Source organism: Sedimentibacter sp., from assembly GCF_038562225.1.
GTDB lineage: Bacteria > Bacillota > Clostridia > Tissierellales > Sedimentibacteraceae > Sedimentibacter.
In genome coordinates, this window is sequence record NZ_JBCFAS010000002.1 from 563362 (window position 1) to 580470 (window position 17109).

At 42.8% G+C, this 17109-nt stretch carries 13 protein-coding genes, 1 riboswitch and 1 other annotated feature; of the genes, 4 read left to right on the plus strand and 9 right to left on the minus strand.

From position 1 onward, the window contains the following. Positions 1–26: 26 nt before the first annotated feature. Entirely contained in the window at positions 27–1172 is a 1146-nt protein-coding gene (locus AAGU76_RS09095; protein WP_342485158.1) for a hypothetical protein, read from the minus strand. A gap of 297 nt (positions 1173–1469) precedes the next feature. Beyond that, the gene (locus AAGU76_RS09100) at positions 1470–3560 is read right to left on the minus strand and encodes a glutamine synthetase III (protein WP_342485159.1); all 2091 of its coding nucleotides are present in this window, start codon (positions 3558–3560) and stop codon (positions 1470–1472) included. 412 nt (positions 3561–3972) lie between these two features. Here AAGU76_RS09100 and AAGU76_RS09105 point away from each other — a divergent pair, with 412 nt between their 5' ends. The 4 genes from AAGU76_RS09105 (at position 3973) to AAGU76_RS09120 (ending at position 7791) form a co-directional block, all read left to right on the plus strand. Then, on the plus strand, positions 3973–5292 hold the full coding sequence (locus AAGU76_RS09105; RefSeq protein ID WP_342485160.1) for a glutamine synthetase family protein: 1320 nt from the start codon (positions 3973–3975) through the stop codon (positions 5290–5292). A gap of 30 nt (positions 5293–5322) precedes the next feature. Next, a complete protein-coding gene (locus tag AAGU76_RS09110) occupies positions 5323–5892 on the plus strand; it encodes an ANTAR domain-containing protein (RefSeq protein WP_342485161.1) in 570 nt (189 codons plus the stop codon). A gap of 314 nt (positions 5893–6206) precedes the next feature. Beyond that, a riboswitch (cyclic di-GMP riboswitch) is annotated at positions 6207–6282 on the plus strand. Between the two features lie 54 nt (positions 6283–6336). Next, entirely contained in the window at positions 6337–6729 is a 393-nt protein-coding gene (locus AAGU76_RS09115; protein WP_342485162.1) for a hypothetical protein, read from the plus strand. Positions 6730–6882: 153 nt separating this feature from the next. Continuing rightward, on the plus strand, positions 6883–7791 hold the full coding sequence (locus AAGU76_RS09120) for an HD domain-containing phosphohydrolase (RefSeq protein ID WP_342485163.1): 909 nt from the start codon (positions 6883–6885) through the stop codon (positions 7789–7791). Between the two features lie 43 nt (positions 7792–7834). Here the strand turns inward: AAGU76_RS09120 and gatB are convergent, their stop codons facing one another. The 7 genes from gatB to AAGU76_RS09155 form a co-directional block, all read right to left on the minus strand. After that, positions 7835–9253 carry an Asp-tRNA(Asn)/Glu-tRNA(Gln) amidotransferase subunit GatB gene (gene gatB, locus AAGU76_RS09125; protein WP_342485164.1) on the minus strand — a complete coding sequence of 473 codons (1419 nt, stop codon included), beginning with the start codon at positions 9251–9253 and terminating at the stop codon, positions 7835–7837. Continuing rightward, positions 9250–10707 (minus strand): Asp-tRNA(Asn)/Glu-tRNA(Gln) amidotransferase subunit GatA, encoded by a 1458-nt coding sequence (gatA, locus tag AAGU76_RS09130; protein ID WP_342485165.1) that lies wholly within the window; start codon positions 10705–10707, stop codon positions 9250–9252. Before gatA ends, gatB begins: the two co-directional genes overlap by 4 nt. A 1-nt stretch (position 10708) precedes the next feature. Next, the gene (locus AAGU76_RS09135; RefSeq protein WP_342485166.1) at positions 10709–10996 is read right to left on the minus strand and encodes an Asp-tRNA(Asn)/Glu-tRNA(Gln) amidotransferase subunit GatC; all 288 of its coding nucleotides are present in this window, start codon (positions 10994–10996) and stop codon (positions 10709–10711) included. Between the two features lie 8 nt (positions 10997–11004). Continuing rightward, positions 11005–12753 (minus strand): aspartate--tRNA ligase, encoded by a 1749-nt coding sequence (gene aspS, locus AAGU76_RS09140; RefSeq protein ID WP_342485167.1) that lies wholly within the window; start codon positions 12751–12753, stop codon positions 11005–11007. A 59-nt stretch (positions 12754–12812) separates the two neighbouring features. Then, positions 12813–13051 (minus strand) — a binding site (T-box leader). A gap of 86 nt (positions 13052–13137) precedes the next feature. Further along, positions 13138–15576, minus strand: a complete 2439-nt coding sequence (locus tag AAGU76_RS09145) for an ATP-dependent Clp protease ATP-binding subunit (RefSeq protein ID WP_342485168.1) — start codon at positions 15574–15576, stop codon at positions 13138–13140. 23 nt (positions 15577–15599) lie between these two features. Beyond that, positions 15600–16613, minus strand: a complete 1014-nt coding sequence (locus tag AAGU76_RS09150; RefSeq protein WP_342485169.1) for a protein arginine kinase — start codon at positions 16611–16613, stop codon at positions 15600–15602. Continuing rightward, on the minus strand, positions 16606–17109 hold the full coding sequence (locus AAGU76_RS09155; protein ID WP_342485170.1) for a UvrB/UvrC motif-containing protein: 504 nt from the start codon (positions 17107–17109) through the stop codon (positions 16606–16608). Before AAGU76_RS09155 ends, AAGU76_RS09150 begins: the two co-directional genes overlap by 8 nt.

A 17109-nucleotide genomic window follows, 5' to 3' on the forward strand; every position in this document is an offset into this window, starting at 1 on the left:
GCAAAAATAAACTTGTTTGTACAGCATTATTTAGTCAAAACTATTTGCGGTGGTTCTGTGGCTTCCCCTGTTTTCGGGTTTACAAACGCCAGCCAGTAGCCGTAATTCAAGTTGTCTTCCTTGTTGCTGTAAGACCAGTTCTTGAACCCCGTTATACCCTTGTAAGGCTGTTCTTCCTTCGTAAACTCGCCCGGTATTCCGTATATGAATTTTGCTATGTCGCCGTTTTCTTCATATATTCCAAACACGTAATGACCATACTTCTTCATGAGGTTTGAGCAAGTTGTGACACGATTTGACATGGGATAGGGGTAGTAGGAGCTTATGATCTGATTGTAATAAGGCAAAAAGCCATTTTTTATTCCCATTTCATCATAAGGGATGTGCCACCAGTTGAAATTCTTTATTTTGACAGAAAGCGGTTCTGTTTTTTGGTAGTCCTTCAAAGCATTGTAGAGGCTTTCGTTAAACTTGTTTTTGTACCTGATTTTTTCCTTTTCTCCCTGAGACGAAGGGCTTTCAGAAGTTTCCGTTCTGGCATCCTGTTTTGAAACATCGGATTTCGCTTCATCAAAGGCCATTTCCGCATCATGATTTTCTATTTCTTCCTGCACTGTTTCATCAATCAATTCTTCCTTTATTGCCTCTTCTTCGGTATTTATCAGCTCTTCAACCGGCAGAGATTTGTCCAGCCTTAAGGGCTTTTCATCCTCCTCTGGCATTCTGCGCGTCTCTTCCTTCAGAACCTTCTGAACTGTCTGAACGTTAAGTTTTTCTTCCGGAACAGCTAAAACTGCCTTGTTTTCATCATCAGTGTCCAGCTTTCTTATGGCATCCAGGCTCATGGGATTGAAGAGATTTGAATAGAGGGATATCTTTCCGCCTTTCACAATTGCGCATACATTGTAGTCCTCTATGGCATTGTTGCTTCCGAATGTCAAAATCTTCTTAAGCATTCCTTTTTTGTTGTTGATATCTCCCAGCTTTATTTTGTTGATCTTGTCCTTATATAAATAAACCTCGCTTGTTGTCTTTACGTCGCCTAAGTTTTCCACTGACACAATGACAGTTCCCTTTATTCCTCTTATGTCGAGCCTTACATATCCTCTTGCCTTTTCTTTTTTATCGACCGGCTCAAAGAATTTCATCACCCTATAATTCTTATTATTCATGGAAACCTCCTGTAATTTACCTGTTATTTATTTATATGCCGCACTTTCCATATAATTACTATTTGTACCAATAACATTGGTTCAAATTGCAATTACGTTCTCACGTGTCACACCACAGTCTCAATCACAGATTTACTTGCTCCATTTGTCGAAAAAAGGGTACAGACAATGCAAAAAGGTTGTTCCTCAACTCCGCTAGGGTGACTATGTAAAAAACACACTCGGAAGAGTGTGTTTTTATATATGATCGGTATAACGAAGGTTCAGATTAAACTAGGATTAGTTGGGAGGACCTACCTAAACGCTGAACAATATTTCTCCGTATGTCGGGAATGGCCAGTATTTTTTTGCAGTGTTTGTTTCAAGTTCGTCCATTACCACCCTCATTTCCTGCATGGATGTGAATATGCGGTTTCTGCTGAATTTTGCATAGTCTTCCGTATCTGTGCAGTTCTTTGCCTCAAGCAGTGTATCTTCAAGTGTTTCAGTCTTCTTGTACAGAGAAGTCAACAGAAGAGACAGCTTGCCGATAAGAGCCTTTTCAGTTTCACAGTCAGCATCAGGCATGAATGCTTTTTTGGAGTTGGCTGTGTCGCTTAAGTTTTTCACATACTCAGAAACTGCAGGAATAAGGTCTTTTTTAGCTATGTCTATCATGGTGAGAGCTTCAATGTTGATTTCCTTGCAGTATTCTTCAAGCACAATTTCTGTTCTTGAGTAGATCTCCTTCTTGGACAGAACCTTGAATTTCTCGAAAACAGCCACGTTTTTGTCAGCCCTGAAGTAAGGAGTTGACTCAGGAGTTGACTTGAGGTTCAAGAGCCCTCTTTTCTCTGCTTCCTTAACCCATTCGTCGGTGTAGTTGTTTCCGTTGAAGATTATTCTCTTGTGATTTTTTATAGTTTCCTTCAAAAGCTTGTTGAGTTCTGTAGTGAAGTCTTCTGCCTTTTCCAGTATGTCTGCAAATTTTGAAAGTTCTTCTGCAACAATGGTGTTAAGAACCATGTTCGGTCCTGCGATGGAAAGCTTGGAGCCTACCATTCTGAATTCAAACTTGTTGCCTGTAAACGCAAATGGTGATGTACGGTTTCTGTCTGTTGTGTCCTTAGGGAATACCGGAATAGCGTCTACTCCCACTGCCATTTCAGTTTTGAATTCCTTGTCGTAAGCAGTTTCTCCTTCTATGGATTCAAGCACAGATGTAAGCTCATCTCCCAGGAATATAGAAATTATTGCCGGAGGAGCCTCGTTTCCTCCTAATCTGTGGTCGTTGCCTGCTGTTGACACAGCTACCTTCAGAAGGTCCTGATATTCATCCACAGCCTTTATAACAGCGCAGAGGAACAGTAAAAATCTTGCATTGTCATATGGGGATGTACCCGGCTCCAACAGGTTCACTCCGTCGTTTGTAGAAAGCGACCAGTTGTTGTGTTTTCCGCTGCCGTTTATACCGGCAAATGGTTTTTCATGAAGCAGGCAGTACATTCCGTGCTTGTCGGCTATTCTTTTCAGCGTTTCCATTGTCAGCTGATTGTGGTCGCAGGCAATGTTTGTGTTTGTGAATATGGGGGCAAGCTCGTGTTGTGCCGGAGCAACCTCATTGTGTTCTGTTCTTGCCAGTATTCCAAGCTTCCACAGTTCGTCGTTCAGTTCCTTCATGAAGGCTGAAACTCTCGGTTTGATTGCACCGAAGTAGTGGTCTTCAAGTTCCTGTCCTTTCGGAGGTTTTGCTCCAAAAAGCGTCCTTCCCGTAAACAACAGGTCCTTTCTCTTTTTGTATACATCCTTATCTATAAGGAAATATTCCTGTTCCGGTCCAACGGTTGTTATAACCCTTGATGTTGTATTGTCTCCGAAAAGTCTCAATACTCTCACAGCCTGTTCATTCAATGCTTCCATGGATCGAAGCAACGGTGTTTTCTTATCAAGTACTTCTCCGCCGTAGGAGCAGAAAGCTGTGGGAATGCATAGCACCGCATCCTTTATGAATGCGTAGCTTGTGGGATCCCATGCAGTGTATCCTCTTGCTTCAAATGTTGATCTCAAGCCGCCTGACGGAAAGCTTGATGCGTCAGGTTCACCCTTGATAAGTTCCTTGCCTGAGAACTCCATTATAACCTTGCCGTCAGCAGTTGCCGAAATGAAACTGTCGTGCTTTTCGGCAGTTATTCCTGTCATGGGCTGGAACCAGTGTGTGAAATGTGTTGCTCCTTTTTCGATGGCCCAGTCCTTCATTGAATTTGCCACTACGTTTGCAACACTTATGTCCAGGCTTTTCCCTTCAAGTATAGTTTTTTTATACGCCTTGTAAGTATCCTTTGGGAGTCTTTCTTTCATTACGTCATCGTTGAATACCATGCTTCCAAATATTTCTGAAATATTGCTCATAATATAACCTCCGCCTTATAAATGTAAAAAGGCGCATAGGTTTAACAACCTAAGCGCCTTTGCTTATTATGGATGTATAATATACGAAAGTATCAAAGATGTCAATAACTTTTTTAAATTTTTTTATTGTAATTTTTGGCATACGTGTTTCACACATTATATGCTCCTTTTTATCACAGCTTAAATAAAAACTCTTGACAAATAGTTTTTATTATAATAAAATTTCCCCTAACATAGAACAAAGGCGTTCATTGCATACAATTGTACCGTAGACAGTTGTGTTGGTGTGCGCCTTTTTTGCTTAAGAGAACAATATAACGGATTTACACGAATCCTTTTACGTATAAAAACAAATCTTTTCGTGATATGTCAACTGTTGTATAATATATATTAATGAAACAGGAGGTGCAACATGAAATATACTATTGATGAAGTATTGCAGTTCATCAGCGACAACGACGTAAAATTCGTACGTCTGTCCTTTTGCGACATATTCGGTGCCGTAAAAAACATCTCAATCCTGTCCGAAGAACTTCCAAGAGCCTTTGAATGCGGAATTTCCTTCGACGCCTCTTCCATAAGGGGATTTTTAAACATAGAAGAATCTGACCTGTTTTTGTTTCCGGACCCGTCAACACTGTCCATACTGCCCTGGAGACCGCAGCAGGGAAGGGTTGTGCGCTTCTACTGCGACATAAAGTATCCCGACGGAACTCCTTTCGAAGGAGACGGAAGAGCAATTCTTCTTAAGGCAGTGAATGCAGCCCATGAAAAAGGCTACCGAATAGAGATAGGCTCCGAATGCGAATTTTACCTGTTCGAGGAAGATGAAAAAGGCAATCCCACCAAGATTCCTCATGACAATGCAGCATATTTTGATATGGCTCCCCTTGACAAAGGAGAAAATGTGCGCCGAGACATCAGTCTCACGCTGGAACAAATGGGGATAATGCCGGAATGTTCCCATCACGAACAGGGGCCCGGACAAAATGAAATAGACTTTAAATACAGCGATGCCATGTCCGCAGCCGACAATCTCGTCACATTCAAGTCGGTTGTGAAGACAATAGCGCATTTGAACGGACTGTACGCTTCGTTCATGCCGAAACCGTTAAAGGACTGCAGCGGCAGCGGCCTTCACATAAACATCTCACTGCTGAAGGACGATGTGAACATTTTTGAAAACATGAGCCACAACAGCTCCAAGGAGGCGAAAAGCTTCATTGCAGGCATACTGAACCGCATTAGGGAGATCACCGTATTTTTGAATCCATTGACAAATTCTTACGAGCGGTTTGGAAGCCACTCTGCTCCAAAGTTTGTAACCTGGTCCTATCAGAACCGTTCTCAGCTGGTGCGCATACCTGCGGCAGACGGCATTTATTCCCGTATGGAGCTTCGTTCATCAGACCCCAGCTGTAATCCATACTACGCATTTGCGATGTTGATTTATGCAGGTCTCGAAGGCATCAAAAATAATCTGGAGCTTAAGAACCCTGCCAACCTCAATCTTTACGAGGCAGATGAAGATGTCATAAAAAATTATGAAACCATTCCGTCCACCCTTGAAGAAGCCATTGAAGCAGCAGAGGCCAGCCAGTTCGTTGCAGGCCATTTGCCATTAAACACCCTTAAGAAGTACCTGTCCTTTAAAAAGGACGAATGCCTTCAGTGTCACAAATCAGGCAACAAGGAAGAATTCGAGCATAAGACGTATTTTTACACTATATAGCAATGTCGATTTTAGAGGGGTGGTGATTTCATGAACAGTGTACTTGTTGTATCAAGTTCCGAACAGGGAACTGAGCTTTTATCGCAGCTTTTAAACGCTAATGCTCATTCTGCCATTACAACTGCAGCCAGCTGCGGCGAGGCAAGAAGAATGCTTGGAAATTTCGAATATGACCTTGTGATTATCAACGCTCCCTTAAGAGATGAGCTAGGGGACAGTCTTGCTGTTGCTGTTACTGAAATCAGCACTTCAGGAGTAATAATAATAGTTAAAAGCGAAATAGCAGACGACATATCTGCAAAGGTTGATGATTACGGAGTACTGGTTGTTTCTAAACCAATAATAAAGCACGTGTTCTTTCAGTCAATGAAGCTGGCTCTGGCTTCAAAAAAGAGAATAACCGGACTAAGAAACGAGAACCTGCATCTGCAGCAAAAAATTGAGGAAATAAGGCTTGTAACCAGAGCCAAGTGCGTTCTTATCCAGTACCTCAACATGACTGAAAGCCAGGCACACCGCTATATAGAAAAGCAGTCCATGGACATGAGGACCACCAGGGAACAGATTGCTCTGAACATATTGAAAACTTACGAAACGTAAATAAAACAATTAAGAATGAAGAGTTAAGAATTAAGAATTAAAGTTGGGCAATGTGCGATGCACATTGCCTAAATTATTGTAAGCTACGAATTTGTCATTCTGAGCGGTATCGAAGAATCTCCTGATGTTTGACTGATGAGATTCTTCAGGCTTTGCCTTCAGAATGACATGTTCAAAATACGTTTGTATGCAAACTGGGTAATGTGGCGCACATTGCTTTTAATAATATTGTAATAAAAAGCAGATATTTCCAAATAATGTTTGATTATGTCTCCAAAATGTGTTATTATTATTGTAAGATAAAATTCAACTTCAACCGACAATGGCAAAGCTGACGAAAGTCTGCGACGCAAAGCTACAGGGCCTTTAAAATGGCAGCCAGCTACCGAAAGGGGTTTTTTTATTTCCTTCATTCAGGTTGAAGAATAATGGAGGTTAAGGGAAATGTACAAAAGATTTAAAAAAGCAGTATCTGCAATTCTAATTATGATCAGCGTATTTGCATTGTTTGGTCCTGCAGCATATGCAGACGAAACAACGGCTGAGACAGCCAGTGACGTAATTATGAAGAAAGTTGACAAAACAAACGATTATATTTACAAGGCAGTAGAAGTCGCTGTAAAGCAGGCAGAAATTGAAGTTCTCAATGAAAATAAAAGCGAAAACATTGATGAGATCATCGATAAGATAATTGCCAAACTGCTTGAAAAGACAGAAGCGAAGGTAGACAAGCTCGTTGAGGATACTGCCGAAGAAGGAATTGAAATCACCAGGACATATATTGAAGTAGTCATATACGACAGAACTATCCTGGTAGACCCGTGCTACGCACATTAATAGCAGAGTTAAGGAGGGAGTAATCTCTCCTTTTGTTTTACCTGTAAGATACCCTTAGCATATGATTTCTTAATTTGATATTTTATTATAATTTAAGATTCCTTTTTATTAATAATATGCTATAATTGTTATACTTGCTTAAGGAGTGAATTAATGGACGGGCTATTTATTTGTAAAGACAAAAAATATATTGATCAGGTTAGAGGGACTTCAATACTGAGCCTTCTTGCAAGAAAAGATGACTTCGAGATCATGTTGTATGAATTCAAGGCTGAGCGGCCAAACAGTATCACTCCCGGAAACACCGACGGACTGATGGAGTTTTACTACATACTGGAAGGATCAATCATCGTTGAAGATGGCAGCAAATCAGTCAGAATGGAAAAAGGCGATTACTTTTATGTGCATAATATAAAAGAAACCGTTCCGTTCAGAACACTTTCAGATACAAAAATGCTGTATGTGACATCCCAGCCGGTTTACAATTTATTATATACATATACGGATGAATTAAGAAATCTCCTGGATAAATCAGAACAAAAGGATGCTTACACATATAAACACAGCAACAGAGTTCAGGATTACTCGGTGAAGATTGCCAGCAAATTGGGACTTTCAGGCGAAATCAACTATACCATTGCCCTGGCTTCACTTTTCCATGATGTTGGTAAATGCTTCATTCCTGATGAAATATTGAACAAGCCAACAAAACTCAGCGACGAGGAATTCAACTATATTAAGAAACACAGCACATACAGTTCTGAACTATTGCATGGCAAATTTGTTGAGGACATTGCCAAAATTGTTGAAGCTCACCATGAAAGACTGGATGGATCCGGTTATCCTAAAGGGCTAAAGGGCGATGAAATCCGAATAGAAGCTAAAATCATAGCAGTTGCCGATTCCTACGATGCCATGACATCAGACAGGGCCTATCGCAATGCTTGGACTCCTGAAGATGCCATGAATGAATTGAAGCACTGTATCGGTAAATTCTATGTTAAAGAAATAGTGCTTGCTTTAGAGCAGATTTTAATTGAAGAAGGAACTCTTGAAAAATAAGGAATTTGGGCTGCCCAAATTCCTTTTCTTTAATTCTTAATTCTTAACTATTAATTATCAATTGTTTTACTATTTCCGTTGCCGCGGCGGCATCTGCCTTGCCCTTGGTTTCCTTCATGATAAAACCTATTATTGAGCCTATGGCTTTTTCCTTGCCGCTTTTGTATTCTTCTGCAGCCTTTTGATTGTTGGCCACTGCTTTTTCGCATATAGCCCTTAAATCACCTTCGTCAATTCCTGTCATATCGCTTTCTGAAATAAAATCCATTACACCTTTTCCAGTGTCAAGCATCTGTTCAAGAACATTTCTTGCCATGTTTGAATTGAGTTTTTTGGTTTCAGTCAATAACACAAGCTCATTTAACTGTTCAGAAGAAACCTTGATTGAAAATTCTTCCTTTTCTGTATCCGTAGGCAATCGTCTGAACATCTGTCCTAAGATGTAGTTTGAAACAAGCTTTTTGGTCGTTACATTCCTGCATGACTGTTCAAAATACTCTGCTATTTTTTTATATCTTATCAAAAGCTCCGCATCCTCTAAAGGAAGTGCAAATTCTTCCGTAAAGCGCTTTAATTTTTCTCCCGGAAGCTCCGGAAGAGATTCCCTGATATTTTCTATTTCATCATCTGAAATTGCAATTGTAACAAGATCAGGATCCCTGAAATACCTGTAGTCGTCCGCATCTTCCTTACCACGCATGCTTTCGGTGATGTTTTGGTCAGAATTGTACCTTCTAGTTTCCTGAACAATTTCTCCGCCGCTTTCAAGGATTTCAACCTGTCTGGCAAACTCGTATTCCATTGCCTTCGCTATGAAGTTGAGAGAGTTCATGTTCTTGATTTCAGTCCTTGTTCCATAGCCTTCCTGGCCTTTTTTCCTTACTGAAATGTTCACATCGCACCTTAAGGACCCTTCCTGCATCTTAACGTCTGAAACCCCGATGTACTTCATTATTAGGCGCAGTTTCTCAATATATTCAATTGCCTGTTCAATGCTTCTGATGTCAGGTTCGGTAACTATTTCAATAAGCGGCACTCCACCCCTGTTGTAGTCGATGTATGTGTCCCCTCTCTGGTGGATGAGTTTTCCTGCATCCTCCTCGATGTGGATTCTGGTTATGTTTATTTTATTGCCGTCTGACAGTTCAATGTATCCCTTTTCACAGAGAGGCTTGTCGTACTGTGATATCTGGTAAGCCTTAGGAAGGTCCGGATACACGTAGTTCTTACGGTCCATTTTTGATATGTTTCTTATGTTGCAGTTTGTAGCCAAACCAGCCCTGACTGCATATTCCACAACCGCCTTGTTCAGTTTCGGAAGCGTGCCCGGCAGCCCAATGCACACGGGACAGCAGTGAGTATTTGGCTCTCCTCCGAACTGTGTTGTGCACCGGCAGAATATTTTTGTCTTTGTTGACAGTTCAACGTGAGTTTCAAGTCCTGCTACCAATTCCCAGCTCATAGTCTCACCCCTCTTTCGATCTTTTTGTATATTCTGTCCTTGTTTGCTTGTTCATACTGATATGCAGCGTTCATCACCTTTGATTCCTGGAAGCTGTTTCCGATAAGCTGCATTCCGATGGGAAGCCCTTTGCTGTCAAAACCGCAGGGAACCGATACAGCCGGAAGTCCTGCAATGTTAACGGGAACGGTGCATATGTCTGTCATGTACGTTTCTATAGGGTCCTTTGAGGTGAAGTTAAGTTCAAAGGCTGTCATGGGAACAGTGGGAGCAAGGATGACATCGCATTTTTCAAATGCGTCGTTGAAGGACTTCACTATGGCGCCCCTCAGCTGCTGAGCCTTCTTGTAATACGCATCGTAATAGCCGGCGCTCAGCACGTAAGTTCCGAGCATGATTCTTCTTTTTACCTCATTTCCGAAGCCTTCGCTTCTGGTCCTGCATATCATTTCATTGATATCGCTGTAAGACGGAGTTCTGTAACCGTAACGGATTCCGTCGTACCTTCCAAGGTTCGATGATGCCTCCGCACAGGCAAGGATGTAATAGACCGGAAGAGCGTATTTCAGCTGTGGAAGGTCAAAGTAGACTATTTCAGCCCCCAGGGATGCGTATGATTTTACAGATTCTTCGACGCTTTTTCTTACATCATCCTGTATTCCTTCGAAATACTGCCTTGGTATTCCTATCTTCATTCCCTTGATGCTGTCTCTCAAAGAGTCAAGAGTCTTGGATCTGCTTCCATGTGATGTGGCATCCTTTTCGTCATAAACAGATATGGCATCGTAGACAGTGGCTGCATCCTCAACGCTTGTGGCTATGGGGCCGATCTGATCAAGGCTTGAAGCGTAGGCTATGAGCCCGTATCTGGAAACAGAGCCGTAAGTCGGTTTAAGTCCTACCAGACCGCAGAAGCTTGCAGGCTGTCTTATGGAACCGCCAGTGTCAGAGCCCAGGCCATAAACGGCAATATTTCCTCCAACAGCTGATGCAGTTCCTCCGGAGCTTCCTCCGGCCACGTGCTGCTGGCTGTATGGGTTGAATGCTCCGCCAAAGCATGAGGTCTCGCAGGATGAGCCCATGGCAAATTCGTCCATGTTGGCCTTTCCAAGCAAAACCGCATTTTGTTTTTTCATGACATCCCAGACGGTGGCATCGTATACTGGAACATATCCCTTCAAAATTTTTGAACAGCAGGTTGTTTCAATTCCGGAGGTTGATATGTTGTCTTTAAGAACCATAGGTATGCCTTCCAGGGGCAGAAGCTTCTCCCCTCTAAAGAGCTTTTCGTCTACCATGTCAGCTGTTTTCAGCGCCTCATCCGCTGTAATGTTCACTATGGCGTTAAGCTTCTTGTTTTCTTCTTCAACAGCCCTTATATATTTCTCGGTCAGCTCCCTGCACGAAATCTGCCTTGATTCCATCAGTCCTCTTAAATACTTAATACTGCTCATTTTACCTCCCTCCTCTTTTTCTTACAACGAAGCATCCTTCAAAGCCGCCATCGCGGTTTTTTAAAATAAGTTCCCTGTCAAATGATTCAGCCACCACATCTTCATGAAATGCATTCGTTATGTTGCTTATACTGTCAAAATCCTCAAATCCCTCTTCCACGGCAGTGCTGATTGTATCTGCAAATCCTATGATTTCCGCCATGTCTCTTGTAAGGGCTTCTATTTCTTCCTCTTCCACTGACAATTTTGCAAGCTTTGAAATTTTTATTATATCGTCACGGGTAACCATACTTCCTCCTACCTGATTTTAATGTGAACTTCTCTGAGCTGTTGTTCCGTAACTTCTGACGGAGCGTTTGTGAGAAGGTCCTGTGCGTTGTTGTTCATTGGGAAAGCTATTACTTCCCTGATGTTTTCCTCTCCAGTCAGGAGCATGACCATTCTGTCAATTCCCGGCGCCATTCCTGCGTGCGGCGGAGCACCGTGCTTAAATGCGTTGTAAAGGGCAGAAAACTTGCTTTCCAGGTCTTGTTCCGTATAGCCTGCTATTTCGAAGGCCTTTACCATTATTTCCGAATCGTGGTTTCTAACGGCTCCCGATGAAAGCTCAACGCCGTTGCACACAATATCATACTGGTATGCAACTATGTCAAGGGGATCCATTTCAAGCAGGGCTTTCATTCCTCCCTGGGGCATGGAAAAAGGATTGTGTGTGAATGCTACGTTGCCTGTGTTTTCATCGATTTCATACATGGGGAAATCAACTATGAAGCACATGTCGAATCTGTCCTCGTCGATGAGACCAAGTCTTCTTCCAAGCTCTGTCCTTATCTGGCCTGCCAGCTTAGGAGCATATTCCTTTTCATCTGCGATGAAAAACAGTACGCAGCCAGGCTGAAGCTTTGCAATTTCAGCCAGTTCCTTTTTATCCTCATCGGAAAGGAACTTGTCGATGGGTCCGTGGTACTTCATTTCATCATCAACCTTGATGTATCCCAATCCTTTCATTCCGATTTTCACGGCAAACTCGAGCATGTTCTCAAAGAAGCTCTTGGACTGTGATGAGCATCCGGGCACGTTTATGGCTCTTACGGTCTTTTTTCTGAAAGGTGCAAAGCTTGTTTCTGCAAACATATGGCTTATGTCTATGATTTCCAGAGGATTTCTCAGATCCGGCTTGTCGGTGCCGAACCTCAGCATTGAATCCTTGTAAGGTATTCTTGCAAAAGGAGGCTTTGTCACCTTTTTGTCGGAAAACTTGACAAATGTCTGGTAGAGAACTTCCTCCGCTACGCTCAGTACATCTTCCTGGGTTGCAAATGACATTTCAAAGTCAAGCTGGTAGAATTCTCCGGGGGAGCGATCAGCCCTTGCATCCTCGTCCCTGAAACATGGAGCTATCTGAAAATATTTGTCAAAACCCGAAACCATGAGAAGCTGCTTGAACATCTGGGGAGCCTGGGGAAGAGCGTAAAACCTTCCATGGTGCTTCCTGCTGGGAATTATATAGTCCCTTGCTCCTTCAGGTGATGAAGAAGTAAGTATCGGAGTCTGTATTTCCAAAAATCCAAGATCCGTCATCCTGTTTCTCAGGAATGAAATAATCTTGGAACGCATGATGATGTTCTTTTGAACTTCTTTGTTTCTAAGGTCCAGATACCTGTACTTCAGTCTCAGATCCTCCTTGGTTTCCTTAGAGGATGCTATTTCAAAGGGAAGAGAACAGGTGTTTTTACCCAGAACATCGAAATCATCAGCCACAACTTCCACAGTTCCCGTTGAAATTTTTTCGTTGATGGTATCTGCATCTCTTTTGATGACCTTACCGGCTACGCATATTACACTCTCCTTGGTCACTCCTTCAAGAAGTGTTTCATCTTCCACAACCACCTGAACCACGCCGTACATGTCTCTTAAGTCAACAAACTTAACTCCTCCGTGGTCTCTCACATTTTCAAACCATCCTGAAACTTTCACATCCATGCCTATGTGGCTTTCTCTTATTTCACCGCAGGTGTGAGTGCGGTATTCATTTTTTCTTATCATATTATCCCTTTCGAATTTTATATTTAACTCCGTCGGGATAACAAAAACTCCCTCATCCCGAAAGGGACGAAGGAGTTAAATCCGCGGTACCACCCTAATTAGCATTAAAATGCTCACTCAAAACACTATCATGTTTCAGTCCCTCTAACGCTGGCGTGCGTGTGAGCCTACTCTTGCTTGCAATTTGGGTCACAGGCTCAAGGATGTTCTTCATGTTAAGACTTTCGTGATAGACTCTCACCGACGCTATCTCTCTGGGACTACGTTCTTAAACTACTCTTCCTGTCATAGCCGAATTAATTTTGTTTTTTATAATTATATACAATCCACAGAGATTGTCAAGCGTATTTTTTTAAAATTTTATCCAGGAATATCAAATCGATTTTAACTGTTTTTAAACACCAGTTCCTTGTCCTTTGCTGATATTTTTATGGTATCCGATTTCTTGACGGTTCCTTTCAGCAGCTCTTCCGACAGTCTGTCTTCAATTCTTCTTCTGATGGCTCTCTGAAGAGGTCTTGCTCCGTATACAGGATCGAACCCTTCCTCGGCCAGCAAATCCTTGGCTTTTTCGTCTATTTCGATTTTTATGTTCAACTGTTCCAGCCTTCCGGACAGGTTGTCGATCATGAGTGTCACAATTCGCTTGATATGCTCCTTGTTCAATGAATGGAACACAATGATTTCATCAATACGGTTTAAAAACTCCGGTCTGAACGTCTGTTTAAGCTCAGTCATTACATTTTCCTTCATTTTTTCGTATTCATCCTTCTCCTCGTTGGTTGAACCCGATGAAAAGCCCATGGTTCTCTGCTTTTTAATGGTGCTTGCTCCAACGTTTGATGTCATTATTATGACGGTGTTCTTGAAGTCAACTGTCCTTCCCTTTGCATCCGTAAGTCTGCCGTCATCAAGTATCTGCAGAAGAATGTTGAAAACATCCGGGTGAGCCTTTTCTATTTCGTCAAACAGGATTACAGAATAAGGCTTTCTTCTTATTTTTTCAGTGAGCTGCCCGCCTTCGTCAAATCCCACGTATCCGGGAGGAGAGCCAACCAGCTTCGAAACAGAATGTTTTTCCATGTACTCTGACATGTCGACTCTTATAATGGCATTTTCGTCACCAAACATGGACTCAGCCAATGCTTTTGAAAGTTCAGTCTTGCCGACGCCAGTGGGCCCTAAAAATATGAATGAACCGATTGGTTTTTTGGGGTCCTTTAGACCTACCCTTGACCTTCTGATGGCCTTAGACAAAGCTTCTACTGCTGCCTCCTGGCCAATTACCCTCTTGTGGAGTATGTCTTCCATGTGAAGCAGTCTTTCAGACTCGTCTCCCTGCAGCTTCTTCACGGGAATTCCGGTCCACTGGGACACAACCTCAGAAATTTCATCGTAACCGATGCTTGAATCCTTGGAATTTTTGGCTGCCCAAAGCTTCTTCTGCTTGTCGAGCTCGTCGGTGAGCCTTTTTTCCTCATCCCTGAAGGAAGCGGCCTTTTCAAAATCCTGGTTGTTTATGGCAGCTTTCTTTTCGTTTTTAAGTTCCTTTATCTTGTCCTCGATTTCCTTCAATCCTTTTGGAACGGTGGATGATTTTAGCCTTGTTCTGGAAGCCGCCTCATCTACGAGGTCGATTGCCTTGTCAGGCAGGAATCTGTCAGAAATGTATCTGTGTGACAGTCTTGCTGCTGCCTCGATTGCTTCGTCGGTAATTGTAACCTTGTGATGTGCTTCATACTTGTCTCTCAGGCCCTGCAGTATCTTGATTGTATCTTCCACGCTGGGTTCTTCCACAGTGATGGGCTGGAAACGCCTTTCAAGGGCTGCATCCTTCTCAATGTGCTTCTTGTATTCATCAAGCGTTGTTGCACCTACAATCTGAAGTTCTCCTCTTGCCAGGGTGGGCTTAAGTATGTTGGAGGCATCTATTGCTCCTTCTGCTGCTCCTGCACCTATGATTGTATGAAGCTCGTCGATGAAAAGTATGATGTTTCCGGCTGCCTTGATTTCATCCACTGCACTCTTAAGCCTTTCCTCGAATTCTCCTCTGTACTTGGCTCCTGCAACCATTCCTGACATGTCAAGAGTAACGACTCTCTTGTTCTTCAATGTTTCCGGAACATTGCCCTTTATTATTTCCTGGGCAAGCCCTTCTGCTATGGCAGTCTTTCCTACGCCCGGCTCGCCTATGAGACAAGGATTGTTTTTTGTTCTTCGGGACAATATCTGAATAACCCTCTCGATGACATCTTCCCTGCCGATGACCGGATCAAGCTTTCCTTCCTTGGCCCTTCGATTCAGGTCAATGCCGTACTTGTCTATTGTCTTTGTGCTGGCTGCAGCGGGCTGTGCAGGGCTGGGAGAAAATTCAGGCGTACCCGATGCGCCGCCGCTTCCCTGTTTTACAGCTTCAATAACCTCAAATTTAAGTTCCTTGAGATTTACAACTGATTTGATTATCTGTGCAGCTATTCCTTCTCCTTCGTCAATGAGAGCTAGAAGCAGGTGCTCGGTTCCCACGTACGGTACGTTCATCTGGGATGAATACTGGCGTGCCAGTTCAATAATATACTTGCTTCTTGGGCTTATGGCTATGAATTCAGGCACCTGTTCACCGACACCCGTTGTGTTTTTAATTATTTCCCTGATCTTATCAACATTAAGTTTGCTTCTTAAGATTTTTCCTGCAATTCCTTCCTGTTCAAGCATGAGTCCCAGCAATATATGTTCGGTTCCCAGTACGTTTTGCTTGAAACGCTTCACTTCTTCCTGTGCAAGCTCGATGGCGCTCTTTGCAGAATTATTGAATCCGCTTATCATAGACGTATCTCCTTTTCTGAGTATTATTTGCTTATATTATTTAATAATTCATTTCTTATGATTTCCGATCTGATTTTATCCCTTTCCTTGGCAGTAAATTCAGTGCCGTAGGAGGATGCTATGTTGTTTGGCTGTATTTTCACCATAAGGCTGTAAATGTCGGTGTTCTTAGCTGCATCAATTATTCCCATTTCCTTACCCAGCTTCAGAAGCGATAATAGCTTCATGGCTTCATCGCTTGACATCCGTCTGGCATTGGTCAGAAGCCCGTATGCCCTGAAACAGTCGTCCTCTATTTCTGTAAGGTTGTTTTTCTTCAGATGAGCCCTCATTCTTTCTTCTTTTTCAACAATTTGAACAACTATCTGAGTTATCTTGTCTATGAGAGTTTCTTCGGAAGCTCCCAGCGTTCCCTGGTTTGAAATCTGGTATAGGTGACCCATGGATTTCGTTCCTTCACCGTAAACTCCCCTGACTGCCACTCCCAGCTGGGAAATTCCCATCAGAAGCTTTTCAATCTGGTTTGTTATGGACAGTGCCGGTAGATGAACCATTACAGACGCCCTCATTCCCGTTCCTATGTTTGTGGGACATGCGGTAACGTATCCCAATTCCTTGTCAAAGGCATAATCCAGTTCTTCCTCCAGCCCATCATCTATATCGTTTCCCTTTTCCCAGCATTCCTTCAGTGAAAGACCTGTGCCCAGAGTCTGAATCCTCAGGTGGTCCTCCTCGTTTATCATGATGGACACCTTCTCATCATCGCTCAGAAGGAATGCTCCCGTATCTTTCTTTTCTGCCAGAGCCGGGCTTATGATGTGATTTTCAACCAGCCTGCTGGTCTCCACATCGCTGAGATCCTTAATGTATGTCAGCCTGCAATCCGGGTTTGTCTTTTCGGCAGCTGCCTTAACCTCATCGACGACGCTTTGGGCTTCCTCCACCGTCATTTTTAGAGGGAACCTGTAATTCTTAAGATTTCTCGCCAGCCGGATTCTGCTTGTCAATACTATTTCGCTGCTGTTCAAATCATTCATCCCCCTTCCTGATGTTGTTTTCAAGGCCTCTTATCTCATCCCTGAGATTTGCAGCCCTTTCATACTCCTCCTGCTCGATGGCTGTCTTCAGTTCGTTCCTTAGTCTTTCTATGTCTTTCTGAACCTTGTAGGTTCCTCCTGCACGTTTTGGGATTTTGCCTCTGTGCACGTCGTAACCCTGGATGCTCTTCACCACGGGCATAAGCTTTGGCTTGAATGTCCCTATGCAGTGGCTGCATCCGAATTTGCCTGTCTTCTTAAATTCTTCATAAGTCATTCCGCATATGTCGCACCCTTTTACAGGTATATAGGCGGTGGTGCTGAAGGCATTGTTCAGCATTGCAGAAAACAGGTTTTCCATTGAGAAGTTTGAGTTCAGTATGGCCTGGTTTTTCTTTGCGCATTCCTCACACAGGTGGTTTTCAGATTTTTTCCCGTTTATTATCTGGGTTACATGGACCTTTGCTTCATTTTTACCGCATTCATCGCACAGCAT